This is a genomic window from Erythrobacter oryzae, assembly GCF_030271515.1.
Taxonomy (GTDB): Bacteria; Pseudomonadota; Alphaproteobacteria; order Sphingomonadales; family Sphingomonadaceae; genus Erythrobacter; species Erythrobacter oryzae.
The window spans coordinates 644,824-670,475 of the sequence record NZ_JASCXI010000002.1 but is presented as its reverse complement, the minus strand read 5'-3'; the positions used below and the strand labels follow the sequence as shown (position 1 = coordinate 670,475).

At 69.2% G+C, this 25,652-nt stretch carries 14 protein-coding genes; 10 read left to right on the top strand and 4 right to left on the bottom strand.

The features are described from left to right. Positions 1-6: 6 nt before the first annotated feature. The 5 genes from PFX90_RS07765 to PFX90_RS07745 all read left to right on the top strand — a co-directional run bounded on the left by PFX90_RS07765 (position 7) and on the right by PFX90_RS07745 (position 7,489). Positions 7-2,508 (top strand): TonB-dependent receptor, encoded by a 2,502-nt coding sequence (locus PFX90_RS07765; RefSeq protein WP_285711822.1) that lies wholly within the window; start codon positions 7-9, stop codon positions 2,506-2,508. 83 nt (positions 2,509-2,591) lie between these two features. Further along, on the top strand, positions 2,592-3,824 hold the full coding sequence (locus tag PFX90_RS07760; protein WP_285711821.1) for a glycerate kinase type-2 family protein: 1,233 nt from the start codon (positions 2,592-2,594) through the stop codon (positions 3,822-3,824). Next, the gene (locus PFX90_RS07755) at positions 3,824-5,092 is read left to right on the top strand and encodes an MGH1-like glycoside hydrolase domain-containing protein (protein ID WP_285711820.1); all 1,269 of its coding nucleotides are present in this window, start codon (positions 3,824-3,826) and stop codon (positions 5,090-5,092) included. Before PFX90_RS07760 ends, PFX90_RS07755 begins: the two co-directional genes overlap by 1 nt. Next, positions 5,053-6,339, top strand: coding sequence for an MFS transporter (locus PFX90_RS07750; protein ID WP_285711819.1), 1,287 nt, complete (start codon positions 5,053-5,055; stop codon positions 6,337-6,339). Before PFX90_RS07755 ends, PFX90_RS07750 begins: the two co-directional genes overlap by 40 nt. Before the next feature lie 64 nt (positions 6,340-6,403). Further along, on the top strand, positions 6,404-7,489 hold the full coding sequence (locus tag PFX90_RS07745; protein WP_285711818.1) for an MBL fold metallo-hydrolase: 1,086 nt from the start codon (positions 6,404-6,406) through the stop codon (positions 7,487-7,489). Here the strand turns inward: PFX90_RS07745 and PFX90_RS07740 are convergent. The 3 genes from PFX90_RS07740 to PFX90_RS07730 form a co-directional block, all read right to left on the bottom strand. Further along, complete coding sequence (locus PFX90_RS07740) at positions 7,486-8,412, bottom strand: acetyl-CoA carboxylase carboxyltransferase subunit alpha (RefSeq protein ID WP_285711817.1); 927 nt, start codon at positions 8,410-8,412, stop codon at positions 7,486-7,488. The genes PFX90_RS07745 and PFX90_RS07740 overlap by 4 nt on opposite strands. Before the next feature lie 19 nt (positions 8,413-8,431). Continuing rightward, entirely contained in the window at positions 8,432-12,124 is a 3,693-nt protein-coding gene (locus PFX90_RS07735; RefSeq protein ID WP_285711816.1) for an SDR family NAD(P)-dependent oxidoreductase, read from the bottom strand. A 104-nt stretch (positions 12,125-12,228) separates the two neighbouring features. Next, the gene (locus PFX90_RS07730; RefSeq protein WP_285711815.1) at positions 12,229-17,769 is read right to left on the bottom strand and encodes an AMP-binding protein; all 5,541 of its coding nucleotides are present in this window, start codon (positions 17,767-17,769) and stop codon (positions 12,229-12,231) included. A 280-nt stretch (positions 17,770-18,049) separates the two neighbouring features. Between PFX90_RS07730 and PFX90_RS07725 the strand changes: the two genes are divergently transcribed. After that, positions 18,050-20,242, top strand: a complete 2,193-nt coding sequence (locus PFX90_RS07725) for a putative bifunctional diguanylate cyclase/phosphodiesterase (protein ID WP_285711814.1) — start codon at positions 18,050-18,052, stop codon at positions 20,240-20,242. 4 nt (positions 20,243-20,246) lie between these two features. On the opposite strand, the gene queF is transcribed toward PFX90_RS07725, so the two are convergent. Then, complete coding sequence (queF, locus tag PFX90_RS07720; protein WP_285711813.1) at positions 20,247-20,723, bottom strand: preQ(1) synthase; 477 nt, start codon at positions 20,721-20,723, stop codon at positions 20,247-20,249. A gap of 175 nt (positions 20,724-20,898) precedes the next feature. Here queF and PFX90_RS07715 point away from each other — a divergent pair, with 175 nt between their 5' ends. The 4 genes from PFX90_RS07715 to PFX90_RS07700 all read left to right on the top strand — a co-directional run bounded on the left by PFX90_RS07715 (position 20,899) and on the right by PFX90_RS07700 (position 25,600). After that, on the top strand, positions 20,899-22,041 hold the full coding sequence (locus PFX90_RS07715; RefSeq protein WP_285711812.1) for a hypothetical protein: 1,143 nt from the start codon (positions 20,899-20,901) through the stop codon (positions 22,039-22,041). A gap of 522 nt (positions 22,042-22,563) precedes the next feature. After that, the gene (locus PFX90_RS07710; RefSeq protein ID WP_285711811.1) at positions 22,564-23,436 is read left to right on the top strand and encodes a sulfurtransferase; all 873 of its coding nucleotides are present in this window, start codon (positions 22,564-22,566) and stop codon (positions 23,434-23,436) included. Further along, entirely contained in the window at positions 23,433-24,620 is a 1,188-nt protein-coding gene (metC, locus tag PFX90_RS07705; RefSeq protein WP_285711810.1) for a cystathionine beta-lyase, read from the top strand. The genes PFX90_RS07710 and metC overlap by 4 nt, the downstream gene beginning before the upstream one ends. After that, positions 24,620-25,600: a mechanosensitive ion channel family protein gene (locus tag PFX90_RS07700; RefSeq protein ID WP_285711809.1), complete on the top strand. Its 981-nt coding sequence runs from the start codon at positions 24,620-24,622 to the stop codon at positions 25,598-25,600. Before metC ends, PFX90_RS07700 begins: the two co-directional genes overlap by 1 nt. The last annotated feature ends 52 nt before the right edge of the window (positions 25,601-25,652 follow it).

Below are 25,652 nucleotides of genomic sequence, written 5' to 3'. Positions count from 1 at the left end.
TGATCGATGAAGCAGTTTCTCGCGCTGGCTGCGGCCGGCGTCTCGCTCGCGGCGCTGATGCCGGCCGCCGCGCTGGCCCAGCAGGCCGATGCACCCGCCCCTGCCGAGGATGAAGAGCCGATCGCGGGACAAGAGATCATCGTCACCGGCACCAGCCGCTCGCGCGCCGCGCTCGACACGCCGCTCGCCATCTCGCAGCTCGACGATACCGCGCTGGCCCGCGCAGGCGTGACCAGCCAGGCCGACATTCTGAACACCATCCCCTCGATCAAGGCCGACGGCGGCGGCGGGGAAGTCGCGTCCAACGTCTTCATCCGCGGCCTTCCCTCGGGCGGGCAGTTCCAGTTCACCCCGCTGATGTATGACGGGATCACGGTGCTTTCGTCCTTCGGCCTCAATTCCTCGGCCTATGACGTCTATGCCCGCAACGACCTCGGCATCGACCGGCTGGAATTCGTGCGCGGCGGGGTGTCGAACCTGTTCGGCCCGGGCTCGGTGGCGGGCCTCATCAACTACATCAGCAAGGACGGCGGCGACGAGCTGTCCGGCACGGCCCAGCTCGAAGTGGCCGAGCGCGGGCGCTATCGCGGCGATCTGGCGCTGAACGGCCCCCTGGGCGGCAATTTCTACTTCGCGCTTTCGGGCTTCTACCGCATCGATGACGGCCCGATCCGCACCGGGCTCGACACCGAAGGCGGCCAGATCCGCGGCAATATCGAGTATCGCTTCGACGACGGCAGCGGCAATATCAAGCTGATCGGCCAGTATATCGACGACCAGACCACCTTCTACCTGCCGATCCCGCTCGACGGGCCGAGCCGCAACCGCCTGCGCGGCAATGACGGGGAGCTGGTCAATTCGGTCCAGAACCAGTTCGATTTCGCCAGCCTCGGCTTCAATATCCCGGGCGGCGGGCGATTCACCTCCGAGATCGCCGACGGCGTCGCCACCCGCGGCGGGATGATCGGCCTCAGCTTCGAGAAAGACTTCGGCGACAGCGGCTGGGGGATCAACGGGCGCTTCAAGTACTCCGACTACAGCCACAAGTTCGGCCTGTGGTCGGACGGGGACGGCGTGATCAACGTGCCCGAGACGCTCACCAGCTTCCTCGCCAACCGCAATCTTGGCCTTCCCGCCAACGCCCAGTTCACCTTCGCAGGTGGCGGCGCGGTTCCGGCCAATGCGCTGCTGTTCGCCAACCGCTTCACCGACCGCGACCGCCCGGTCGACGACTTCACCGCCGAGCTGAACATCACCAAGACGCTCCAGACCGGCAGCATCGACCATGCCTTCACCCTCGGCGGCTTCTACGGCAATGCGACTGCGGGCGACTTCAACGTCACCACCACCTATCTCGCCGAACTCAACAACCGCCCGCGTCTGGTGAGCCTGACCATCACCAACCCGGTCGGCGGGGCGCAAACCGTGATCTCGCGCGGGGGCCTGCTCAATGCCGGTGCCGGCTACGTCAACAACGAGCATTCGGCCGAGCGTTTCGCGGGCTACATCGCCGACCAGATGAAGATCGGCGACCGCTTCAACCTCGACATCGGCTTCCGCATCGAGAAACTGAACGGCGACATCCGCCGCGAGCGCACCTCGACCACCGTCACCGATGCCACCACGGCAAACCTCTCCACCGCACTGCGCGACGTGGTCTGGGGCAATGGCGGCTTCCTGACGGGCGAGGTGTCGACCACCGAATGGGCGCTGGCGGCAGGCGCGCTCTACAAGGTGTCGGACAATATCAGCCTCTACGCCAACGCCTCGCGCGGGTTCTTCTTCCCCGAACTGCGCTCGGCCGCGTTCCGCCCGCTGCCTGCGGGCACCGCCGCCAATGCCAGCGCCTCGCCGGGAATGCAGAGCTTCACCGCCGAGATCATCAAGCAGGCCGAGGCCGGCATCAAGATCAGCCAGCCGGGCCTGTCGCTGACGCTCTCGGGCTTCTACACCAGCCTCGACAACCGCCGCCAGGTGCTGTTCGTCAACGACGGCCAGGGCGGCCTCACCGAACAGGTCAACCTCGTCGGCACCGAAAGCTACGGCGCGGAGGCGACGGTCGACGTGCGCATCATCGGCGACCTCAGCTTTGCCGGCAACGTGACCTGGCAGAAGGCCGAATACACCGCGTTCGACACCCGCGTGCTCAACATCGGCAATGCGGTCGAGCGCCAGCCGGAGTGGCTCTACAACGCCGGGCTCTACTACGATGACGGGATGTTCGACCTGTCGGTGTTCACCAACTACACCGGCCCGAACTTCACCGCCGCCACCAACGCGATCGAGCTCGAAGGCTGGAACATCGCCAACCTCGATGCCGGTTACACGATGGATATCGGCAGCAATTCGCTGCGGTTGAGCCTCAATGTGTTCAACCTGTTCGATACCGATGCGGTGACCGAGGGCTCGCCGCGGCAGGACGCGAACCAGGTGGCGAACGGGGCGTTCTTCGTCGGCCGCCCGGTGCTGCCGCGCCGCCTCACCGCGCGCGCGACCTTCACCTTCTGACGTGAGCGCCGGGGCTGTGGCATAAGGCCGCAGCCCCGGCGCAAGCGCGCGACTTGCGGGCGCAAGTGGGGCAAGAGGACGGGATGCTGCGCGACGAACTGATTGCGATCTTCCGCGCCGGGGTCGGTGCCGCGAGCGCCCATGCGAGGCTCCCGCAGCTCTTGCCGGACGGGGAGCCGCAGGGGCGCACGCTGGTGCTCGGCTGCGGCAAGGCGGCGGGCGCGATGGCCGAGGTGGCCGCGGCGCACCTCAAGGGCGAGGTGACAGGGTGCCTCGTCACCCGCCACGGCCACGGGGCGCGGCTGCCCACAGGCGGGATCGAGGTGATCGAGGCGAGCCACCCCGTTCCCGACGCGGCGAGCCTTGCCGCAGGCCGCCGCATCCGCGACCTCGCCGCCACCGCGCGCAAGGGCGACCGGGTGGTGTTCCTGATCTCGGGCGGAGGCTCGGCGCTGCTGGTCGACCCGATTCCGGGCCTGTCGCTGGATCAGAAGGCCGCGATCAACCGCCATCTGGTCAGGTCGGGCGTGGCCATTGCCGACATCAACTGCGTGCGCCGTCACCTCAGCCGGGTGAAGGGCGGGCGCCTCGCCGCTGCCGCGGCTTCGGCGGCGGGGGACATGCACAGCTTCATCATCTCTGACGTGGTGGGCGATGATCCGGCGGTGGTCGCCTCGGGCCCCACCATCGCCAGCCCCTTCGAGCCCGAACGCGCCATCGCCATCCTTGCCGCGAGCGGCTGGAAGGTCGAGGCAGGCCTCGCCGCGATGATCCGCGCCGCCGCACCGCCCCCGGTGCCACCGCATCCCGTCCACGTGATCGCCGACGCGCGCACCGCACTGGACGCCGCGAGCGCAGAGGCCGTCGCGCGGGGGTGGACCGTCATCCGCATCGGCGATGATCTCGAGGGCGATGCTTCCGCCACCGGCCGCGCCCACGCCGCGCTCGCGCTGCACCATGCCGCGGCGGGCGCGCGCTGCCTGCTGGTTTCGGGCGGGGAGCTGACGGTCGAGGTCCGCACCCCCGGCGGGCGGGGCGGGCCCAACCTCGAATATCTCGCCGCCCTGATGGCTGCGCTCCCCGAACGCGCCCCCGTCGCCGCGCTCGCCTGCGACAGCGACGGGATCGACGGCAGCGAGGACAATGCCGGCGGCTGGTTCGACGCCGCCACCCGCGCGCCCGCGCTCGACTGCAACGCCGCGCTCGCGGCCAATTGCACCTACGACCTGTTCGAGCGGATCGGGGGCCTCGTGAAGACCGGCCCGACCCGCACCAATGTCAACGATATCCGGCTGATTGCCGCAGGAGCCCCTTGATGAGCCGCAATCCCGACCTCGAGCGCCAAGCGCGCGAGATCCTGATCCGCAACGACCGCGGCGGCTACACCGTGCCCACCCACGGGCTCTACCCCTTCCAGTGGAACTGGGATTCGGCCTTCGTCGCCTTGGGCTTTGCCACCTTCGACCGCGACCGCGCGTGGCGCGAGATCGAGACCCTCGTCAGCGCCCAGTGGGCAGACGGCATGATCCCCCACATCATCTTCCACCAACAGGACGAGGGCTATTTCCCCGGCCCCGAGGTATGGGCCACGGGCCGCACCCCGCCGACCTCGGGCATCACCCAGCCGCCGGTGCTGGCGACGATCCTGCGCCAGCTGTGGGAGGCCGAGGGCGCCGATCCCGCCTGCCCGCGGATGCGCGCGCTCTACCGCGCCTGCCTTGCCAGCCACCGCTGGTTCCACACCTTCCGCGATCCGCTCGGCAACGGCCTCGTCATGGTCACCCACAACTGGGAGACGGGGCGCGACAATTCCTCCGAGTGGGACGATGCCCTCGCCCGCGTCGATACCGCCGCCGTCGGCCCCTACCAGCGGCGCGACACCGGCCATGTCGATGCCGCGATGCGCCCGAGGCAGGAGGAATATGACCGCTATGTCGCGATCCTCCAGTTCGGGCGCGAGTGCGGCTGGGACCACGCCGCCATCGCCGATCGCGGCCCGTTCCGGATGATCGACGTCGGCATGTCGATGATGCTGCTGCGCGCCAACCGCGATCTGCTCGCGCTGGCCGAGGCGCAGGGGGACTACGAAGCGGCCGGCGAGCTGCGCGCCCGCATAGCCCTGTCGGAACGCGGCATGGACTGGCTGTGGAACGAGGAGGCGGGGGCCTATTGCTCGCGCGACGTGATCACAGGGGAAAGCTCGGGCTTGGTCACCAATGCGAGCTTCCTTGCCTTCTACGCCGGGGTCGGCAGCGAGGCGCAGCGCGCGCGGCTGATCGCGGCGCTGGAGCGCATCGCGGGCAGCGCGCGCTATCTCCTCCCCAGCCTCGAAGCCGGCAGCCGCGCCTATGACCACCGCCGCTACTGGCGCGGGCCGGTGTGGCTGGTGGTGAGCTACATGGTCGCCGAGGGCCTCGCGCAGCAGGGCCACGCCGACTGGGCCGAGCGCATCCGCGAAGACTCCGCCCGGCTGATCGAGACCGCGGGTTTCTACGAGAGCTTCAGCCCCGAAACCGGCGAGGGATCGGGCGGGCCTGACTTCTCGTGGACCGCGGCGATGTGGCTGGCGTGGTGCGGGCGATGACCCGCTGGCTGCGCAAGCCCGCTCCGGCCCACTATCCGTGGATCCTGATCGGCCTCTTGTGGATGGTCTCCTTCCTCAACTCGGCCGACCGCGCGATCCTCAATGCGGTCAAGCCGCTGCTGCGCGATGCCTTCGCGATTACCGACATCCAGCTCGGCGTCGTCGATACGGTGTTCTTCTGGACCTATGCCGTGTGCGCCTTCCTGTTCGGGCGGATCGGGGATTCGGTGCGCCGCCGCAACATGGTGCTGTTCGGCCTGCTGTTCTGGAGCATGGCGACGGGCTTCATGCCGGTGGCGACGGGCTTTGCGATGCTGCTCGGGATGCGCACGCTGGTGGCCATCGGAGAGAGCACCTACTACCCCACCGCGACCGCGCTGATCTCGTCCTGGCACCGCCCCGCGATGCGCAGCCGCGCGCTGGCGATCCACCAGACGGCGGTCTTCGCAGGCGGCGGGATCGGCGCCTGGGCGGCGGGCGGCCTCGCCGATGCCTATGGCTGGTCGATGCCCTTCATCGTCTTTGCCCTGCTCGGGGGCGTGGTGTTCGGCCTGCTGATATTCACCTTGCGCGACGATGCCCCTGCGGCTGCGGCGGCGCAGGCGAGCGACGCTCCGAAGGAGGAACCGCTCAGGATCATCCTCGCCAATCCCGCCGCCCTGACGCTGTGCGCGGCCTTCTGCCTTGCCACGGCGGCGTCCTCGGCGGTGCTCAACTGGTGCAACACCTATGCCCATGACGTCCTCGGCCTCAACCTTGCCGACAGCGCGCTGGTCGGCCCGGTGATGATCACCAGCGCCGGGTTCGTCTCGGTGCTGGTGGGGGGATGGCTGTCCGACAAGCTCGCCGCCAAGAGCGTGACGGGCCGGATGACCGTGCTCGCGCTGGGGCTCGGGATCGCCGGACTGTCCCTGCTGCCCTTTCCCTGGGCGCGGTCGGTGCTCACGGTCGGCGCGCTGCTGTTCGCGACCAGCTTCGGTAAGGGGCTGTTCGACGGCTGCATCTATGCCGCCATGCACGATGTCATGCCAGATTCCGCCCGCGCCACCGCAGCAGGGCTGATGACGATGATGGGGTTCCTCGGCGCAGGGATCTCGACCGTCGCGTTGCCGGCCATCGCGGTCCACACCGGGCTGGCGGCGGGCTTTGCCATGATGGCGGGACTCTACGCGCTCGCGGTCATCGCCTTGCTGGCGGGGCGCCCGCTGGTGCGGCGCGCCATTGCCTTGATGGAAGGGCCGCGCTGATCTAACCCCGGAGCATGGGATCGCCCGCGCCGCCGCGGCAGGGCAACCGGGGGGAAATGCCGTCATGAGCCGCAAAGGCCGCATCGTGCTCGCCATTCTCGGCCTTGCCGTGATCGGCGCAGGCGCGTTCAAACTCTTCGAGCGGCCGCTGGCGGAGTATCTCGTCGGGCGGGTGATCGACGCCAATGTCGGCACCGATCCCAGCGCCGCGCTGCCCGATGGCCTCCACGCCTATGTCTGCGGCACAGGCTCGCCGATGGCCGACACCGAGCGGGCAGGCGCCTGCATCGCGGTGATCGCGGGCGACACGCGGATGATCTTCGATGTCGGTTCGGGCAGCATGCGGGTGCTGGGGCGGATGGGCTTTCCGGTGGGCAAGACCGAGCGGCTGTTCCTCACCCACCTCCACTCCGACCACTTCGACGGCCTCGGCGAGCTTATGGTGCAGAGCTGGGTGCAGGGAGCGCGGGCGACGCCCCTCCCTGTCTCGGGCCCGCCGGGCACGATCGCGGTCGCGGAGGGCTTCAACGCCGCCTACGCGCTCGACGCGACCTATCGCACCGCGCATCACGGCGCGGCCATCGCCAATCCGGCGGGCGCGGGGCTGGCGCCTGAAGAGATCGTCATCCCTCCCGGCGCCGAGAGCGTGGTGGTGCTGAAGCAGGGCGATCTCACCGTCACCGCGATCCGCGTCAGCCACGAGCCGGTCAAGGACGCCTATGGCTACCGGGTGGACTACAAGGGCCGCTCGATCGCGATCAGCGGCGACACCGCCTATGACCCGCGTTTCGCCCGCGCGGCCAAGGGCGTGGACGTGCTGTTCCACGAGGCGCTCGACCGCGAACTAGTCGGCAAGATGCGCGCGGCGGCGCAGCGCAACGGCTCGGCCGCGATCGCCAAGGTGATGGCCGATATTCCGGGCTATCACGCCTCCCCGATCGAGGCGGCGAAGGTCGCGCAGATGGCGGGCGCGCGGATGCTGGTGTTCTACCACACTATCCCGCCGATGCCCTTCGCGATGGTCGAGCGGCTGTTCCTCGATGGCACCGACGCGGCCTACGACGGCCCGATCCGCATCAGCCGCGATGGCGACCGGATCAGCCTGCCCGCGGGCGGGACCGCGACCGAATACGAGAACGTCCTCTTCTAGCCCAGCCTGAGGAAGAACTCCTCGCGCTCGCGGCACAGTTCGGCAGGTGTCAGCGCGGCAAGCACATCGAGTTCCGCACGCAGGGCCAGCGCCAGACGCTTCACTGTCTCGCCATGGTCGCGGTGCGCGCCGCCGCGCGGTTCGTAGACGATGCGGTGGATCACGCCCAGTTTGAGCAGGTCGCCCGCCGTCACCCGCATTGCCTCGGCCGCGGTCGCCGCCTGCGCGGCGCTGCGCCACAGGATCGACGCGCAACCTTCGGGCGAGATCACCGAATAGACCGCGTGCTCCATCATCAGGACCCGGTTCGCCGCCGCCAGCGCCACCGCCCCGCCCGATCCGCCCTCACCGATGATCACCGCCACAAGCGGCACCCCGAGCGCGAGGCAGGCCTCGGTCGAGCGGGCGATGGCCTCGGCCTGCCCGCGCGCCTCGGCATCGACGCCGGGGAAGGCGCCGGGGGTGTCGACGAGCGTCACCACGGGGAGGCCGAAACGGTCGGCGAGCTCCATCAGGCGGATCGCCTTGCGATAGCCCTCGGGCCGCGCCATGCCGAAATTGTGGCGGAGGCGCCCCGGCGTGTCCTCGCCCTTCACATGGCCGATCACCACCACCTTGCGCCCCTCGAAGCGCGCAAAGCCGCCGATGATCGCCTGATCGTCGCCGAAGGTGCGGTCGCCCGCGATGGGGAAGAATTCGCTGAACAGCCCCGCGACCAGCTTCTCGAAGCGGGGGCGCTGCGGGTGCCGCGCGACCAGCGTGCGCTCCCACGGGGAGAGGCGCGCATAGGTGTCGGCGAGCAGCTTGTCCGCCCGCTCGCGCAGCATCCGCGCCTCCTCGGTGCCCTCGGCATGGGCGGAGAGCTCCGCCACATGCCTGTCGAGCGCCTCGATCGGCTTTTCGAAGGGCAGGTACTGGATCACGAGGCCCCCTCCCCCGGCCTCAGACGGTCATCGACATGCCGCGATAAATCCGCGCACGATACCGCGAATCCTCGGCATCGGGCAGCGGCGCGCCGACCAGCAGCACCGCGCGGGCGAAACGCCGCACCTCTTCGAGATGCTCGTCGAGATCACGCGGTTCCTCCGACTGCACGCGGCGGGTGAGGTTGATCTGGTTGACGGGCACATCGTGGACCAGCCGCTCGTTCTCGACTGCAAGGGTGGCCGTAAAGGCATGGAGCGTGGTCTTGATGAAGTTCGCCAGCGCAAAGGCCGGGGACTTGTCGCCCATCGGCACGTCGGGGCTGGTCAGCACCAGCTGGCAATCGTCGTAGAGCGAGGCGCGGCGCGAGACGCGGAAGTGGTGGGTGAGGTTGTCGGCCACCACGGCGCGGAACTCCTCCGGCGTGAGCGGATCGTCGGTCGCGAACAGCTTGCCGGGCAGCGCCGACATCGGCGTCGAGAGGATGGTGGTCGGCTTGCCCCAGGCGAGCAGCGCCTCGTCCATCGCGGCTTCGATGTCGGTGGTCTTGACCAGCGAGGTCAGCGCCTCGGCAGTCTCGGGCTCGAGCTGCGCCTTGATCGCCTCGAAGGCTTCGGCGGTGCGGGTGATGACGACCACGTTGGCCGCATGGCAATCCTCGATGAAGGCGCGCGCGGTCTCGGCGAGGTAATCGGCGAGGTGTTCGCCGATGATCCACACGGTCTTGCCGCGCATCTGGTCGAGGCGCTCCTGCTTGGGCGAGCCGAACAGTTCGCGCTCGGTGGTGGAGCGTTCCACCGAGAGGCCGCCCGAGGGCATGAATGTCTCGCCCGAGACCGCGCGGTCGGCGAGGAAGAACACCGTCGCCTGGGCCACGTCATGCTCGGTCGGCATCTTGCCGAGGTAGAGCTTTGACAGGACTCCGCTGCCGACCTTCTTGGCCTCGACCGCGATCTTGTCGGCGGGGAGGTAGGGCGCATCCTCTGGCGGCACGCGCATCAGCCAGTCGCCGTCTTCCGACGCCGGGCGGTCGTTCCACTCGGGCGCGTCGAGGAACAGACCCGCCTGCCTGAGGCGCCCGATCAGCGCGGCGGCGATTTGCGGGGTGAGGAGATACTGGTCCCAGGTGCAGGTGCCATCCCCCTCGCGCGCGCAGGCTAGCGCCAGCTCGCGCAGTTCGCGCGGGTTGTTGGTGTCGTGGCTCATCTTGGTGGTGTCGTTGCGCGCGAGCCGCGCCAGCACCGCCTCGACTCGCACCCCGCGCCGGATCGCCTTGATCGCGGCGGCGTGGACGGCGTTCAGTCGCTTGTTCTCGAGGATCAGCTTGCCGCGCCGCTCGAACAGGCCGGGCTTGCCGCCGGTGCCCGACAGGCGGTCACCATCCACGGGGCCCGGCGCGATCGCGTTGAACTGCACCTCGGGGCCGAGATAGCGCGCCATGCTCTCGACCATCGCGCGCTGACCCGCCTTGGACACGGCGTAGTCGGCGCGGTTAGGGTAGGCGACCGCAAGATATTTTTCGCCCCCGAAGTAGCTCGAAACATTGAGGATATAGCCCGAGCCTTGCGCCTTCATCAGCGGCGCGACGTGGTGCATCAGGAAATAGTTCGACACGAGGTTCGCATCGAGCGTGTAGTTCCAGGCATCGACCGTCATGTCGACGACCATGTCCTCAGCGCCCGCGACGCCTGCGTTGTTGATCAGGTAGTCGATCCGCCCGAAGGCTTTCAGGGTCGCGTCAACTGCGCCCTTGAGGCTTTCAAAGTTGCTGACATCGACATTGGCGAGGGTCTGCACCCGCCGCTCGACGCCCGCGAAGCCGATGTCTTCCAGCTCGGAGACGATCTTCGCCCGCGCCACCGCCAGCTCGCTCTCGCGCCGCGCGACCATCATCACCTTGCCGCCTGCCAGCGCGAGCAGGCGCGCGACCTGTCCGCCGATCCCGGCCGAACCGCCCGTGATCAGCGCCACCTTGCCCAGATGCAGCCCGGTGATGTTCTCGCTGAAGCCCGGCATGGCCTTCCGAGCGCCCGTCGCCTCGCCGATATTGGCGGGGACATAGAGCGTGATCTCGCCGAGCTTGCTCTCCTTCAAGAGGATGCGCGCGGCGTGGCCCGCGGTGAAGCGGATGTTCTCGGCCTCGGTGTTGGTGAAGCGCACGATCTGGTTGCCCCACTCCGCCTGACGGCGGCGGCCATGGGCGGTGTCGATCTCGCTCTCGTCGCGCCAGATGCGGATCAGCTGTTCCGTGGCGGCGCGCAGGATGTGGCCGTAGATGTCGCCCTTCCCGTCGCTCGCATGGCTGACGAAGACGAAGCGGGGCGGCTGGAGCAGGTTGTCGTGCCGCTTCCAGTAGCGGCTCATGGTCCGCGCGAGCGCCATGTTGCCCGCGAGTTCGGCGTCCATCAGCGCTTCGACCACGCCGTCATCCGCCGCCGTGATCGCGCCGCTGAGTTCGCCCGCGCCGAGCGCCGGAAGGAACAGCGCACCGCTGACCGGGGTGCCGCCCTTGGTATAATCCTCGAGCGCGGCTTCCATCGCCGCCGGGTCCTTGCGGCTGAAGCGGATGATGCTGAGCTTGTCCCCCAGCCCGAGCGCCGCGCAACGCTTCTCGGCAATCGCGACGTCGGCAGCGCGCGGCAGGCCGAGCACGACCTCGGCCCCGCAGGCGAGCTGCACCTGCGCGATTTCGAGCGCCTCCTCCCAGTCGTCCCCCGCCGCGATCAGCACCGCCAGACCCGTGCCGTCCATCGAGCGCATCGTGGGCCGCGCGAGATAGGTCGAGCGCTGCTCCTTGCGCACGCTCATCCCGTGGGTGACTTCGAAATCGTGGCCATTATAAGCCGCGCTCTCGTCCGAGCCGAGGAAGACGCAGGTCGTCGCGATGTCGGTCGGCGTCGGGAAGGTCTTGGCCTTCTCGTTGCCGCCGGTCGCGCGCTCGAGGCTCATCATGTCGAAGAACTGCGTCGCGGTGGTCCCCGCCGCGTCCCCGCGCGCGGCGTCCATCGCGGCGAAGACGTTGCGGATGCGCTCGCTCTCGATCGGGCCGGGGTAGACGAGGTTGACGCGGATGCCCTTGGGCCCGAGCTCGAGGCTCAATTCGCGGCTCCACGCGTTCATCGCCGCCTTGGGGACGACATAGGCCGCGCGCGCGTAATAGGGCGTGCGGCTGAAGATGGTCGAGACGTTGATGATCGACCCGCCCTCGGGGATGTGCTCGGCCGCGACCCGCGCGACGTTCCACGCGACGCCGAAGATGTTGCGCAGCGCCTGGCCGACGGTCTCGCTGTCGGTCGAGCCGGTCTTCTGGAGCGCGGCGAGCTCTTCTGCCGAGAGCGGCAGGTTCTCGATCGGCTGCTTGGGCCCCGCGCTTCCGGCGTTGTTCACCAGAATGTCGATCCGCCCGAACTGCTTCACCACCTCGGCAATCGCCGCGCGCACCGAGGCGATGTCGCCCCCGTCGAGCGCCACGGTGGCGAGCCGCGCGGGATCCGCGCCCGTGGCCTTCAGCAGAGCCTCGGCCGCCGCCTTGGTGCGATCGGGCGTGCGGCCCGTCATCACCACGGTTGCGCCTTCTGCAAGGTAATGCGTGACGATATGCCCGCCGAGATTGCCCGCGGCCCCCGTGACGACGGCGATCTTGCCGGCGAGGCGGCCCGGAATATCGCCTTGCAGAGCAGGCGCAGCGGCAACGGCTTTCGGTTTGGCCATGACTCTCTCCTCACAGAATTACCGCGAAGGCGGGCTTCGCTTTGCGTTTCGTTCATTCTCTGGGGAGGAGAGGGAAGAACGTTTCAAAAAGTGCAATGCATGAGCTAGCCGTCCGGTTCCCCGGCCGATTGCGCGGCAGCCCATGCTTCGAGCAGCGCGTCGCGGCTTCTGAGGCCGAGTTCAGGCAGCGCGTGGTTGACCACATAGGTCGATCCCGTGTGCCGGTTGTCCCACATCGCCTGGTGCGCTTCCGGAAGGCCCTCCCACGGCACCACCTCGGGCTCGGTCACTTCGAGCAGCCCTGCCGCGATCATGTCGTTCATCCGCGCGACCTCGTAGGCGTTGCACAGGTGCGTGCCGAAGATCTGCGCGGTCGGCATGTAGATGCGGCGCTGGCGGGTCCAGACCTGCGGCGCGTAGAAGGTGAAGCGGCACCCGGTCAGATCCTCGGCGAAGATGACGCGGCCTGTGAAGGGCTTCACCAGCGAGGTCGAGATGCCGAGCGTGTCCTGCCCGGCCCGCTCGAACACCAGATCGGGGCTGCCGCGCGGGTTGTCGGGCGAGCGCAGGATCTTGCCGACCGCCGAGCCGAAGGGCTTCATCACCCGGTCCTGATAGTCGCGCACCGCCGCCTTGAAGACCTCGATATCGGCCTTGGCGTCGGGCAGGCGCGGCATGGTGTCGGGCCAGTGGAAGTTCGCGCCCTCGCGGCGGCGGATGCTCTCGAGCGAGACGATCCCCTCGATCGCGTCCTCGAGCCCCAGCGATTGCAGGAATTCGCGCTGGCCGTCGGTGGTGGTGGCGATCACGCTCTTCGCGTTGAAGCGGCGAGCGGCTTCGATCATTTCGAGGCCGGTCTCGTCGAGCAATTCGCTCGATCCCGGCCCGTAGAAGATCAGCACCGCCTCGCCCCCACGCAGGGCCGCGCGGCGGAGCATTTCTTCGGGGCTGGCCGTCCCCGGCTTGCCCATGAAGCTGAAGTGGTAACCTGACGAGGCGCCGTAGAAGGCGAGCGTGCCGCCCTCAGCCAGCAACTGGAACGAGCGCGGGAAGGCCGTCTCGCCCGCATGGCTCACCACATAATCGGCGAGCTTGCCGCCGTTCAGCGCCTTGTATTCCTCGACCAGCGGCGCGCCGGCAGCCTCCCACTTCTGAGCTTCGGCCTTGTCCTCGGGCACCACGGTGTAGAGGTCGGCGAGCGCCGCATCCTTGCGGTTGATCGCCCCGACCGCGCCCTGCACCTGCGTGATGAAGGCGGCGCGTTCCTCGGAGGACACCAGCCCCGTCACCTGCAAGCCGGTGCGCACCGACGAGCGCAGGGCATCGAGCCCAGTCCCCGTCGCCGCGCCCTCGATGAACAGCGTCCGCCCCGGCGCGATCTGCAAGGTCGTGAACAGGCAGCGCGCGATGGTGCCGAGGTTCAGCACATAGCTTCCCGCCTGCTCCAGCGTGAGGTCGGGCGGCACCTTGTGCATCTGGGGCGCTTGGACTGTCAGGAACTGCGCATGGCTGCCGGTCTCGGTCTCGTAGCCCTGGATCGAGAAGTCCGCATACATCGGGTCATTGCCGACCAGCGGCGAGAGCAGGTCATTGGTGCCGGAATACACGGTGACAAGATCGCCGACCTTGATCCGCCCCTGCGCGCGCGTTTCGGAGCCAAGCGCCGCGACCAGCGCGATCCCCCCCGATCCGGTGATCTGGACGTCTTCTTCGTGGCTGTCGAAGGGGGAGACCGGTATGCCGGTCAGCGCCCAGATGTCGTTGAAGTTGACCTCGCTCGTCAGCATGTAGAGCAGCGCCTCGTTGGGCGCGGGCTCGGGCACGGTGACGATCAGCTCCTTCTCGTGGCTCGCGGGCGGGCCGAAGCGGGGCTGGCCGGTGTCGGGATCGCGGGCGATGCCGAAGGCGTATTGGTGACGCGGGATCGGGGTCACGCCGGGATAGAACGGCGCTCCTACGGGAAGCAGCTCGCCTGCCGCTTCCAACGCCTGCGCACGCATCTCGTGCTCGGCGTCGATCCACACGCCATCGCGCCGCACCGGGAGCGGGGGCGCAACCTTGTCCATGAACTGCCTGATGCCGGTCTTGCCGCCCTCGGGATCGACGATGGCTTCCGAGAACAGCCGCGCCTCGCGCGCCGTGCCTTGCGTTATGCCATGCTCGAGCCCGGTGCGCACGGCGTCCAATGCCCGTGCCCCCGCGACATCGCGGCCCGCCCACTCGAGCTGCCTGAGGATGCGCTGGAGGAAGTCGTCTTCCAGAACCGCGTCGAGGCTGACATCGGATGCCGTTTCCCAGCGCACGGTGGCCGCCTGCCGCTCCGCGAAGGCGCAGCCGAGCGCGCTGCCCGGCCCGTGCTTCACGAAATCGCGCACCGCGGCATGGGCGGCGGAGAGCGCATCCTCTGCGCCTTCGACGAGGCTGTCGACCACGCCGATCGCGTGCGCTTGTTCCGCCGTAATGCTCCGCCCGCCAAGGATCAGATCGAGCGCATCGCGCACCCCCTCCGCCCCGCGCCGGTCGGCGAGCAGGCGCGGCAGGCGCTGGGTGCCGCCATAGCCGGGGAGCAACCGCAGCCGGATCTCGGGCTGGCCGAAACGCGCCACCGGCTCGGCAATGCGGTAATGGCACGCGAGCGCGAACTCCATGCCCCCGCCGAGCGCCACGCCCTGCACCGCCGCGACGCAGGGCTTGTTCATGCTCTCGATGGTGCGGAAAGCGAGGTGGGCGTTGTTGGGGAGCACCATGGCCTCGTCGACCGTGTGAATCTCCTCGAGCATCTGCCGGATGTCCGCTCCGGCGACGAATGAGCTGGTGCCCTCGCCGGTGAACACAACAGCGACCACAGAGTCATCGCGCGCGAGGGTGGAGGTCACCAGCACCAGCTCGTCGATCGCGCGTTCGTTGAGCGCGTTGACCGGCGGGTTGGTGACCGTGACGGTCGCGACCTGCTTGCCCGGCGCGACGGTGTTGTATTGCACCAGGAAGTAGCGGTGCCGGTCGAACAGCGCCTGTTCGTCGCTCATGCGCTGCTTGCGCTGCCAGTCGGCGATGACGCGCTGGAGCTCGTCCAATGCCTCGGGGTTGCGCAGCGTCGTGACGTCGCCGACATCCTCGCCCACCACCAGCGCGCGGACCATGCGGCGCATGTATTTGCCCGAGCGGGTCTCGGGGAACTGCGAGACCTCGATAAAGTCCGCCGGCACCGCGACCGCGCCCTTCTCGGTGCGCACCAGATCGAACAGGCGGCGCTTGTCCTCATGGGTCAGCTTGCGCCCGGCGACGGGCACCACGAAGGCGAGCGGGGTCAGCCCCTTCTCGCGGTGCGGCGCGCCGACGACCAGCACATTGCCGACCGGCGAGTCCGGCGCGAGCGCCTTGTCGCGCAGCACCGCGCCCTCGATCTCCTCCGTGCCCATGCGGTGGCCCGAGACGTTGATGACGTCGTCGCTCCGGCCATGCAGAGAGAACGATCCGTCGGCGTGCTGGATCGCGAAATCGCCCTGGGTATAGGCCCATGCGCCCTTCCAGCGCCGCCAGTAGCCCTCTTCCCAGCGCTTGGCATCACCGCGCCATTCCGGCGCAACGCTGCCATCGGCGACCTTGAAGCCTTCGATATCGCCCCAGATGGTTCGGGCGAGGTAGGGGTAGGGCGCGGCGATGACGATCTCGCCCTTCTCGCCGATATCAGCCTTGCGCCAGGGCACGCCGCCATCGTCAGCGCGCGCGAAGGGGGCGACAGCCCCCGAGCGCGCGCCCGCACCGGCTTCATCCTCGACCCACACATCGCCCACGATCCACGGCAGCGGATAGGCGTGGGCGTCCGCCCGAAGCGGGAAATCGTCGTTCGCGAACATGTGCGTCCACGCGATCCCGCCGTGCTCGGTCGCCCAGTAGCTATTGATGTAGCGCGGCGTGACGTGCTCCATCCCGAAGGCCTGCACCGACGGCGAAACGGGCTCGGCACAGAAGGTCGCCACCCGCAAGCCGCTCATGTCGTAGCGTTCGACCTCGGCGAGGTTCGCAGGGTCGGACATGATCGACTTGAGGAACGTCACCCCCGCCTTGAAGATGCGAACCTTGTGCCTTTCGATCATCGAGGCGAAGCGGCCCGCGTGGGGGAAGACCGGCGAGCCTTCGCTGACCAGCGAGGTCACCCGCGTCATCAGCGGCGCGCAGATCAAGTAGCTCTGCCCGGTGATCCAGCCCGGATCGGCGACCACGAACAAGGTATCGCCGGGCCGCGCATCGAAGCTTGCCGCCATCGTCTCGGCGACGCCCGCCGCATAGCCGTGCGAATGGACGATCCCCTTGGGCTTGCCCGTCGAACCCGAGGTGTAGATGAAGAACATCGGATAGTCGGCATCGACCGGCAGCGGCTTCGAGGATGCCCAGATCGCGCGGACGAAATCCGTGTCGGAAAGCGCCAGCAGATCGGCCTCGCTGGTGACGGCGAAGCCGGCACCGCGAGCCCCCTCGAGCACGCGCACCAGCGCGGCATCGGTCAGTTCGTGGCTCCAGCGGTCGCGTTCCTCGCGCCAGATCATGTCGGGCTGGTGCGTGTGGCGGCACACGATCACCGCCTCGACCCGCGGGGGAAGGGTGACGAGGCTCGAGGCGATCGCGATCCGCACCCGCGCGGCATCGGCGCTGGTGATGCGACCCTCGCTGCCGAGGTTGATCAGCGCCCGGCCCACGCCGCGCATCACGTCCGAACGGTCGACCGTGATCTCGCCTGCCAGCGCCTCGCGCACGGTGTCGAGGATCGTCTCATGCCCGCCCTCGGGCAGTTCCAGATCGAGCCCGCCGAGGATCGACAGCGCCGTCGACACCGGCACGAAATTGTCGAGCGCCGGGTCGGTGTAGGCGTTCTTGAAAGCCGCGACCTGCGCGTTGCGATAGGAGCCGTCCGAGGTGACGATCACCCGCGCGCCGGTATCGGCGATGCGGTCGGACAGGGTCTTGTCGGAGAACCCGCCGAACACCGCCGTATAGACCACGCCCATCCGCTTGGCGGCCTCGGTCCAGTAGATCTGTGGCACGATGCTCGGCATGTTCAATGCCATGCGGTCGCCGGGCTTCAGGCCCAGCGTTTCCAAAGCCACCGCGCACTTGGCGACCTCCAGCAGCAACTGCTTGCGGCTGACGGTGAAGCAGTCGATCGGCGCGCCCTTGCCGCCGTTCGCGCTCATGTCCCAGCGGTCACCCTCGAAGATCAGCGCGGCCTCGCCGCCGTGTCCGGCCAGGACGTGGCGATCGAGTTCCGAGAAGGCGGCATTGGTGCGCCCGCCCACGAACCAGCGCCAGTGGGGCGGATTGCTGCCGTCGAAACCGGTGTGCCACGGGGTGAAGCCTGCGGGCAGCACAGGGCTGACCGGCGCGCCGGTCGCGGCGTCCCAGCCGTGCCAGCCGCCATCGCTCCCGCGCGCGAGCCACGCGCCCGAGGGGCCCGCCTCGGCCACGAACCAGTGCATGTTGCGAGCCGCTATCTCGCCATGAAAGGCACCCGGATCGGCCAGCGCGGCGGCGCGCATCGCCTCCCAGTCGGCGCGGGTGCGCACGGGGTTGGTCAGCGCCTCGGGCGGGCTCGCCAGCAAAGTATCGACAGAAATGACGCCATCCCCCGTTCGCAAAGCCCGGTCCATCCGGGTCAGATGCAAAACTCGCTGGAGCGTGATCCCGAACGCTGGCGGTGTTGCAGCAAAATTACACGACGCGGGGCGCGCGGGAAAGAATATGCCACACGGGCCCCACAAGCCGACAACGGCCTTGCCCGCAAAGAGTTCCGAGCCCTTCGCCGCGCATCAGCCTCCGCCTGCCTCGCCGGAGGGGCGGCAGGGCACGGGTAACGCTTTATCAATCACGTTCGGTGTAAGCCGCATGAGGGTCGCCATATCATCATGCGTGACTGAGCAAGGACGAGGTATGCCGCTAGGCTTTCGCAAGAACCTGCGCGATTCCAGAAGCGCCGCGTCCGACCGCCGGGCTGCGGAGACCGGCGGCGCGCCCGATCGGTCGGTGGTGCTCGGCGAGGTCGAGGAACTCGGCATCGGCATGTTCTGGGCGACCGATGCGGAAGGCAATCTCAGCTTCCTATCGAGCCGCGCGCTCGCCGATCTCGGGGCCGGGGCCGAGGACCTGATCGGCAAGCCGCTGATCCGCGTGTTCAACGACATCGATGCGGAGGCCGGCGGCCCGACCCAGCGCAGCCTCGCCTTCAAGCTCAAGGCGCGCTCCAAGCTCGACGAGCAGATCGTCGCCCTGACCGACGCGCGCGGCAGCACCCGCTGGTGGCGCCTCAACGGCCGCCCGCTGCTCGATGCGGAAGGCAATTTCCGCGGCTATCGCGGCAGCGCGGTCGATATCTCGGCGCAATATGCCTACGAGACCCAGGTCGCGCGGCAATCGCAGGTCGACGAGCTGACCGGGCTCGCCAACCGCCGCAAGCTCAACGAGCGCCTATCGGCGATGCTGGCGGCGTTCCGGGTCAGCCAGCGCTCCTGCGCGCTGATGATGCTCGATCTCGACCGCTTCAAGCAGGTCAACGACACCATGGGCCACCCTGCGGGCGACGAGCTGCTCAAGCAGGTCGCCACCCGCCTGCAATCGATCGTCAAGGATGCGGGCGAGGTCGGACGGCTCGGCGGCGACGAGTTCCAGGTGCTGCTGCCCGACATGGACGACCGCGGCACATTGGGCGAGCTTGCCAACCGCATCGTCCAGTCGATCTCCCAGCCCTACCAGATCAACGGCCGGCGCGCGATCATCGGCACCTCGGTCGGCATCGCGATCGCCCCCTATGACGGGCTCGAGGCCGACGAGCTGACCCGCGCGGCCGACATGGCGCTCTATTCCGCCAAGGAGACCCGCGGCGGCACCTTCTGCTTCTTCACCAGCGAGCTGCGCGACGCGGCCTCCAAGACGGCGCTGCTGGGCGAGCGGCTGCGCGATGCGGTCGACAAGGGAGAGCTGAAGCTCGCCTACCAGCCGCTGGTCGATCCGGTCACTAACGAGGTCAAGTGCTTCGAGGCGCTGCTGCGCTGGCACGACGAGGAAGAGGGCGACATCAGCCCGGCCCAGTTCATTCCCGTCGCCGAGAACGACGACCTCATCATCCGCATCGGCGAGGCCGCCCTGCGGCAGGCCTGCATCGATGCGCTCGCCTGGCCCGAGACGATCCGGGTTGCGGTCAATGTTTCGGCCAAGCAGTTCGTCCGCCCGGGCTACCGCAAGGCGGTGGCGGCCGCGCTCCAGGCCTCGGGCCTGCCGCCGCAGCGGCTCGAGCTCGAGATCACCGAGAGCGTGTTCGTCGGCGATCTGGAAACGGTCGACGCGATCTTCCGCGACTTGAAGAAGCTGGGCGTGCGCCTGGCGCTCGACGACTTCGGCACCGGCTATTCCTCATTGGGCTATCTCAAGCACGGCCACTTCAACAAGATCAAGATCGACCAGAGCTTCGTGCGCGGCTGCACCGAGAACGGCGACATCAACCCCGCGATCATCGCCGCCATCGTCGCGCTCGCCAAGGCGCTCGGCATGGAGACCGTCGCCGAGGGCGTCGAGGCGATGGACGAGCTCGCGCTGGTCAAGGAGCGCGGCGCCGACCTCGTGCAGGGCTACATCTTCTCCAAGCCCATCACCCAGGAGCAGGTGCTCGCCCAGTTCGCCGAGGGCGCGGGACTGTTCCGCCCGAGCGGCCCGCCGCGCCACCGCGCCGAGCGCATCACCATCTTCCGCAAGGTCGGCCTGATCCACGAGGACCACTACTACGATGTGATCCTCAGGAACCTCTCCAAGACCGGGGCGCGCATCACTGGCCTCGCCGGGGTGCCGGTGGGGACCGACGTGGTGCTCGATCTCGGCCACGGCCAGCTGGTCGTGAGCAGGGTCGCCAACGCCACCGAGAACAGCCAGGGCCTCAAGTTCGAGACCCCGCTGATCGCCGACGGCAGCGGCGGGTTCATGACCCGTCACCGCATCTCGCCCTACTCGCTCGCCGAGGCGGGCATCCCGCTCGCGGCGCTGGGCCCGGGCGCCTTCCCGCTCGCCAAGTGGCGCGAGGCCAACAAGTCGGTGCCCAAGTTCGTCCAGCTCGAACTGAGCGCGCCGGGCAGCTGAGGCCCTATCCCCGCCCGCGATAGGAGGGCACGCCCTGGTCGGGCAGCCACAGGTCTGCGGGCGGCGCGCCCGACTGCCAGAACACGTCGATCGGGATCCCCCCGCGCGGATACCAGTAGCCCCCGATGCGCAGCCATTGCGGGCGCATCTCCTCGAACAGGCGCACCCCGATCCCCACGGTCACGTCCTCGTGGAAGCCGTTGTGGTTGCGGAAGGACCCGAGGAACAGCTTGAGGCTCTTGCTCTCGACGATGGTCTCGCCCGGCACGTAGTCGATCACCAGATGCGCGAAGTCGGGCTGGTTGGTCACCGGGCACAGCGAGGTGAACTCCGGCGAGACGAAGCGCACCAGATAGGTAAGGCCGGCACGCGGGTTGGGCACGTAGTCGAGCACCGCTTCCTCGGGCGAGGCGGGCAGCGGGGTGTCGCGGCCGAGGAACTGGGGCTGGGGCTTCGGAGCGGAGGGGGGTGTGCTTTCCATGCCGCGCTGTTGCCCCGATCCGTCCGGCCATGCAAGGCCGGAACTGGACGCGAGGGGGGCGTCTTGCCTAAGGAGAGACAGCGAGGGTTCACGCTCGGGGCCATAGAGCCTCGCGCAAGGCTCGCAGCCTGCCCCGCCCCACCCGTTCAACCGCTCCGCCAAAGCCACACGCGCCATGCTCCGCCCGCCTGCCCGCCGACCCGTCCGCTTCCCTGCCCGCCGCTTTCCGGTGACGCGCGCGCTTGCACTGGCGCTGGTGCTTGCCGCCGTGCCGGTGGCCGCGCAGCAGACCTTCAACCTGCCGCCCGCAAGCCCCTCGCCGACGCCAGCACCGGCCGGCCCCGCCGACGAGCGCGCCGGCGTCGCCATCCCGCCGCGACCTGTTGCCACGGGCACCCCGACGCCTGCACCGAGCCCGCAGGTCGAGCCGCTCGCGATCCCGAGCGCGACCACCACCCCGCAACGCACCCCCGCTCCGCGCGAGGGCGCGCCCCCGGCGCGCGCGAGCGCCCCCTCAGCCACCGCGACCGCCTCTGCCGATCCGGCGCTCACCCCCGCACCGGCGGGAGGCGCCGAGAGTGCAGAGGCGCCCTCGCCTACGGCTTCGGGCGCAGCGCCGCCGCTGGCGAGCGCGCCCGCTGAGGCGGGCGAGACGGGCGCGGCTGCATCGCTGTCCGGCTGGTCCCTCCCCGCATGGTGGCCCTTCGCCGCTGGTGGCCTCGGCGCGCTGGTGCTGCTGGGCGGAATCGCCCTCGTCGTACGCCGCCGCAAGGCACGCCCGCTGCGGCTCGCCGCGCCCGCTGCCGGAGCGACCGCAGCCGGAGCCCCGGCAGTGCAGGAGCCGCCACGGCTCGACCTCGCGCTCGAGATCACTGCGGCGTCCCGCAGCCTCATGATGTTCACCCTCGAGTACCGCCTCACCATCGCGAACCGCTCGGCGCGGGCGGTGGGCGATCTCAACACCGCCATGCAGCTCGCCTGCGCGCGGGCGGGTGCGGCGCCCTCGAGCGGCGCGGCGCAGGGGCTTGCGAGCATCGACCGCATCGGCCCGCATCAGGCGAGGAGCCTCACCGGCACGCTCCAGCTCCCGCTCTCGGCCATCGCGCCGCTGCGGCAGGGGCAGACCCCGCTCTTCGTGCCGCTGGTCCACGTGACGCTCGAAGGCGAGGGCCTGCCCGCGCAGGTGCGCAGCTTCGTCATCGGCACCCCGAGCGCCAGCGGCCGCGTCCACCCGATCGCGCTCGACTTGCCGCCGGGCGGCATCGCCGGGCTGGTGGCGCAGGCGGTCGCGATCCCGCCCGCCTCGGCTGCGGCCTGAGGCGCAGCGCAGCGCGAGCTCGCGGCTGTTGGAGACACATGAGACACTGTCCAGGGCCGGAAAAGTCCGCCTCCATCGCAGCGCTTTCGCAAGGACGGGAAAGGCGCGCGCGAGCGGTCATGGCGGGGATGATGTCAGCGCGCCCGCGTGTAGGAAAGCGTTGATTATCCAACAGTCCTCCCCGTCCCTCAGGGGTGGATTGGTGACTGCCGGAAGGCACGGCCCGGAGCCAAGACGGCCCCGGGCGACGGCTTCGCGCCCGGGATGCAAGCTGGCGCGGAAATGACGCCTCCCGTCCCTCCCCGTCCTTTCAAGGATGGGGAGGTGGCAGACGCCGCAGGCGGCTGACGGAGGGGTTTTTGCGTGCCGCCTTACCCCTCCGTCACCGCTGCGCGGTGCCACCTCCCCATTCGCGGGGCGAACGGGGAGGGACTTGCTCGTCCCGTCCTGCACACCGCCCCGCTCGCCCCGCAGGCCGCGCGGCCTTTGCACCGCCGCCCCCCGCGCGCTAGGGTCGCGATCATGACCACGCTGCCCGCCTCGCTCGTCTCCACCCAATGGCTTGCCGAGAACATCGCCGCTCCCGGCCTCGCCGTGCTCGACGCCTCCTACCACCTGCCCGCCGCCGCGCGCGATGCGGCCGCCGAGTTTGCCGCCGCGCATATCCCGGGCGCGCGGTTCCTCGGGCTGGCGAGCCTGTTCGATGCGGCCTCAAGCGTGCCCTATGCCTTCCCCACCCCCGAACAGCTCGCCGAACGCCTCGCCAGCCTCGGCGTCGGGCCGGAGGACGCCATCGTCATCTATGACGACAGCGCGATCCGCACCGCGGCGCGGGCGTGGTTCGTGCTCACGGCGAGCGGACGCGGCAATGTCGCGATCCTCGACGGGGGCCTCGGCAAATGGCGCGAGGAGGCGCGCGCGCTGGCGACCGGAACGGTCACCAGCGCGCGCGCCTCCTTCAGCACCCTCAAGACCCCCGCCCGCGTGCGGAGCAAGGCCGACATGCTCGCCAATCTCGGCAGCGGCGGCGAACAGGTGCTCGACGCCCGCAGCGCCGACCGGGTCTATGGCTCTGGGATCGATCCCGTCCACGGCGGGCCCAATGGGCGCATTCCGGGCGCGTTGAACCTGCCCTTCACCCAGGCCTTCAACCCCGATGGCACATGGAAATCGCCCAAGGCCCTGCGCGAGGCCCTGATCGGCGCCGGAATAGACCTTGCCGCCCCCGTCACCACCTCCTGCGGCAGTGGCGTCACCGCGAGCGTGTTGCTCTTCGCCATGCACCTCGTCGGCAAGGACGACACCGCGCTCTATGACGGCAGCTGGAGCGAATGGAGCGCCGATCCCGAGACCCCCAAAGCGCAGGGGCCGGAGACCGGGGAGCCTGTGGCATGAGCGGCGGCGGGGACGACAGCCATCGCAAGCCCGCGACCCGGCTGGTGCGCGGCGGGCGGCGCAAGGAGTGGACCGGGCCGGTGGTCAATCCGCCCGTCTGGCGCGGCTCGACCCATCTCTACGCCACCGACGCCGAGCGGCAGGCGGCAGGCGGCAACAATGCCGACGGGCAGTTCTTCTACGGCAGGCGCGGCGCGCCGACCCAGTGGGCGCTGGCCGAGGCGCTGACGCAGATCGAACCGCAAGCGCATGGCACGGTGCTCTACCCCAGCGGCGTGGCGGCGATTGCCGGGGTGATGCTGGCGGTGCTCAAGCCCGGCGACCGGCTGCTGATGACCGACAATGCCTATGACCCGACGCGCTCGATGGCGACCGGGCTGCTCGCGCGGCTGGGGGTAAAGACGACCTTTTTCGACCCGCGCGATGTCGAAGGGTTCCGCGCAGCCGTGGCAGGCGCGAAGGGCGTGTGGCTCGAGGCCCCCGGCAGCCTTACCTTCGAGATGTGCGACGTCCCCGCCCTCGCCGCCATTGCCCGCGAGGCTGGCGCTGTCACCATGATCGACAACACCTGGGCGAGCCCGCTCGGCTTCGCGGCGCTGGAGCATGGCTGCGACATCGTGATGATGAGCCTTTCCAAGCATGTCGGGGGCCATTCCGACCTGATGATGGGCTCGGCGAGCGCGGGCAAGCGCTGGTATGCGGCGCTGCGGCGGGTCAGCCATGAACTCGGGCAGGTGGTTTCCCCCGACGATGCCGCGCTGGCGGCGCGGGGGCTGCGGACGATGGGGGTGAGGCTCGAAGCCCAGACCCGCGCCGCGCTCAAGGTGGCCGAATGGCTGGCGGCCCAGCCGCAGGTCGCGCGCGTGCTGTGCCCGCTGCTCCCCTCCGACCCCGGCCATGCCCTGTGGAGCCGCGACTTCACCGGCGGCTGCGGGCTCTTCGCCTTCGTGCTGGCGAGCGACGACCCGGCGGCCTCGGCGCGGGTGGCGGACGCGCTGCAATTGTTCGGGATCGGCTATTCCTGGGGTGGCTACGAGAGCCTTGCCCTGCCGATCACCCCGCGCTCCTACCGCTCGGTCATGCCTTGCCCCACCGGCGGCGCGCCGGCGCTGCGGCTCTCTATCGGGCTCGAGGACCCCGACGACCTGATCGCCGACCTCGCCGCCGCCTTGGCGCTGGTTTGATGGCCGCGCCCCCTGAAACCGTCAGCGGCGCCGACGGCCTGCGCGAGGATATTGCCGAGCGCTCGCAGACCGCCGGCGGGATCGTCGACCGGCTCGATACCTTCGCGGTCGAGCTCGGCGACTGGCGGGTGTCGGCCTTCGACGTGCTGTTTTCCGTCAGCGCGATCCTGCTGGTGCTGGCCGCCGCGATGATCGCCACCCGACTCACCCGCAGCGGCCTCAGGCGCGTCAAGGCACTCGACGGTACGCAGGCGGTGCTCGCCGAGAAGCTCGCCACCATCGTCATCTGGGTCGTCACCTTCCTGATCGGGGTCGACCTCATCGGCATCGACCTTACCGCGCTGACCGTGTTCTCGGGCGCCTTCGGGCTTGCGATCGGGTTCGGCCTCCAGAAGACCTTCGGCAACCTCATCGCCGGGATTATCCTGCTGCTCGACAAGTCGATCAAGCCCGGCGACGTCATCGCGGTCGCCGACCAGAGCGGGCAGCAGACCTTCGGCCAGATCCGCCGCATCGGTATCCGCGCGGTCTCGGTGACGACGCGTGACGAGCGCGAATATCTGATCCCGAACGAGAACCTGATGGTCAATCAGGTCGAGAACTGGTCCTATTCCTCGAAGAACGTGAGGGTCCAGGTGCCGGTGGGGGTGAGCTACAACGCCGACATGGCGCTCGCCGAAAGGCTGATGCTCGAGGCAGCGGGCAAGGCGCGGCGGGTGCTCGCCACGCCTGCGCCCAGCGTGTGGTGGAACGGCTTCGGCGACAATGCGGTGAACTTCACCATCCACTGCTGGATCAACGACCCCGAGGACGGCGTCGGCAACGTCAAGAGCGACGTATTGAAGCACCTGTGGGCGCTGTTCAGGGAGCACAAGGTGGAGCTGCCCTTCCCCCAGCGCGACCTCAATCTGAAGCAGAGCGAGGCGCTGGACCGCGTGATAGCGGCGCTGGGCGAGAGGGCCGTCCCGCCCCCGCAATAGCTGCGCTTGGCACAGGCCAACCCATTCTCGCTGGAACGTCTGGGCCGCTTCG

Coding starts and splice junctions, on each gene's coding strand:
- PFX90_RS07765 (WP_285711822.1), top strand. CDS start 7: ATGAAGCAGTTTCTCGCGCTGGCTGCGGCCGGCGTCTCGCTCGCGGCG.
- PFX90_RS07760 (WP_285711821.1), top strand. CDS start 2,592: ATGCTGCGCGACGAACTGATTGCGATCTTCCGCGCCGGGGTCGGTGCC.
- PFX90_RS07755 (WP_285711820.1), top strand. CDS start 3,824: ATGAGCCGCAATCCCGACCTCGAGCGCCAAGCGCGCGAGATCCTGATC.
- PFX90_RS07745 (WP_285711818.1), top strand. CDS start 6,404: ATGAGCCGCAAAGGCCGCATCGTGCTCGCCATTCTCGGCCTTGCCGTG.
- PFX90_RS07735 (WP_285711816.1), bottom strand. CDS start 12,124: ATGGCCAAACCGAAAGCCGTTGCCGCTGCGCCTGCTCTGCAAGGCGAT.
- PFX90_RS07730 (WP_285711815.1), bottom strand. CDS start 17,769: ATGGACCGGGCTTTGCGAACGGGGGATGGCGTCATTTCTGTCGATACT.
- PFX90_RS07725 (WP_285711814.1), top strand. CDS start 18,050: ATGCCGCTAGGCTTTCGCAAGAACCTGCGCGATTCCAGAAGCGCCGCG.
- queF (WP_285711813.1), bottom strand. CDS start 20,723: ATGGAAAGCACACCCCCCTCCGCTCCGAAGCCCCAGCCCCAGTTCCTC.
- PFX90_RS07715 (WP_285711812.1), top strand. CDS start 20,899: ATGCTCCGCCCGCCTGCCCGCCGACCCGTCCGCTTCCCTGCCCGCCGC.
- PFX90_RS07710 (WP_285711811.1), top strand. CDS start 22,564: ATGACCACGCTGCCCGCCTCGCTCGTCTCCACCCAATGGCTTGCCGAG.
- metC (WP_285711810.1), top strand. CDS start 23,433: ATGAGCGGCGGCGGGGACGACAGCCATCGCAAGCCCGCGACCCGGCTG.
- PFX90_RS07700 (WP_285711809.1), top strand. CDS start 24,620: ATGGCCGCGCCCCCTGAAACCGTCAGCGGCGCCGACGGCCTGCGCGAG.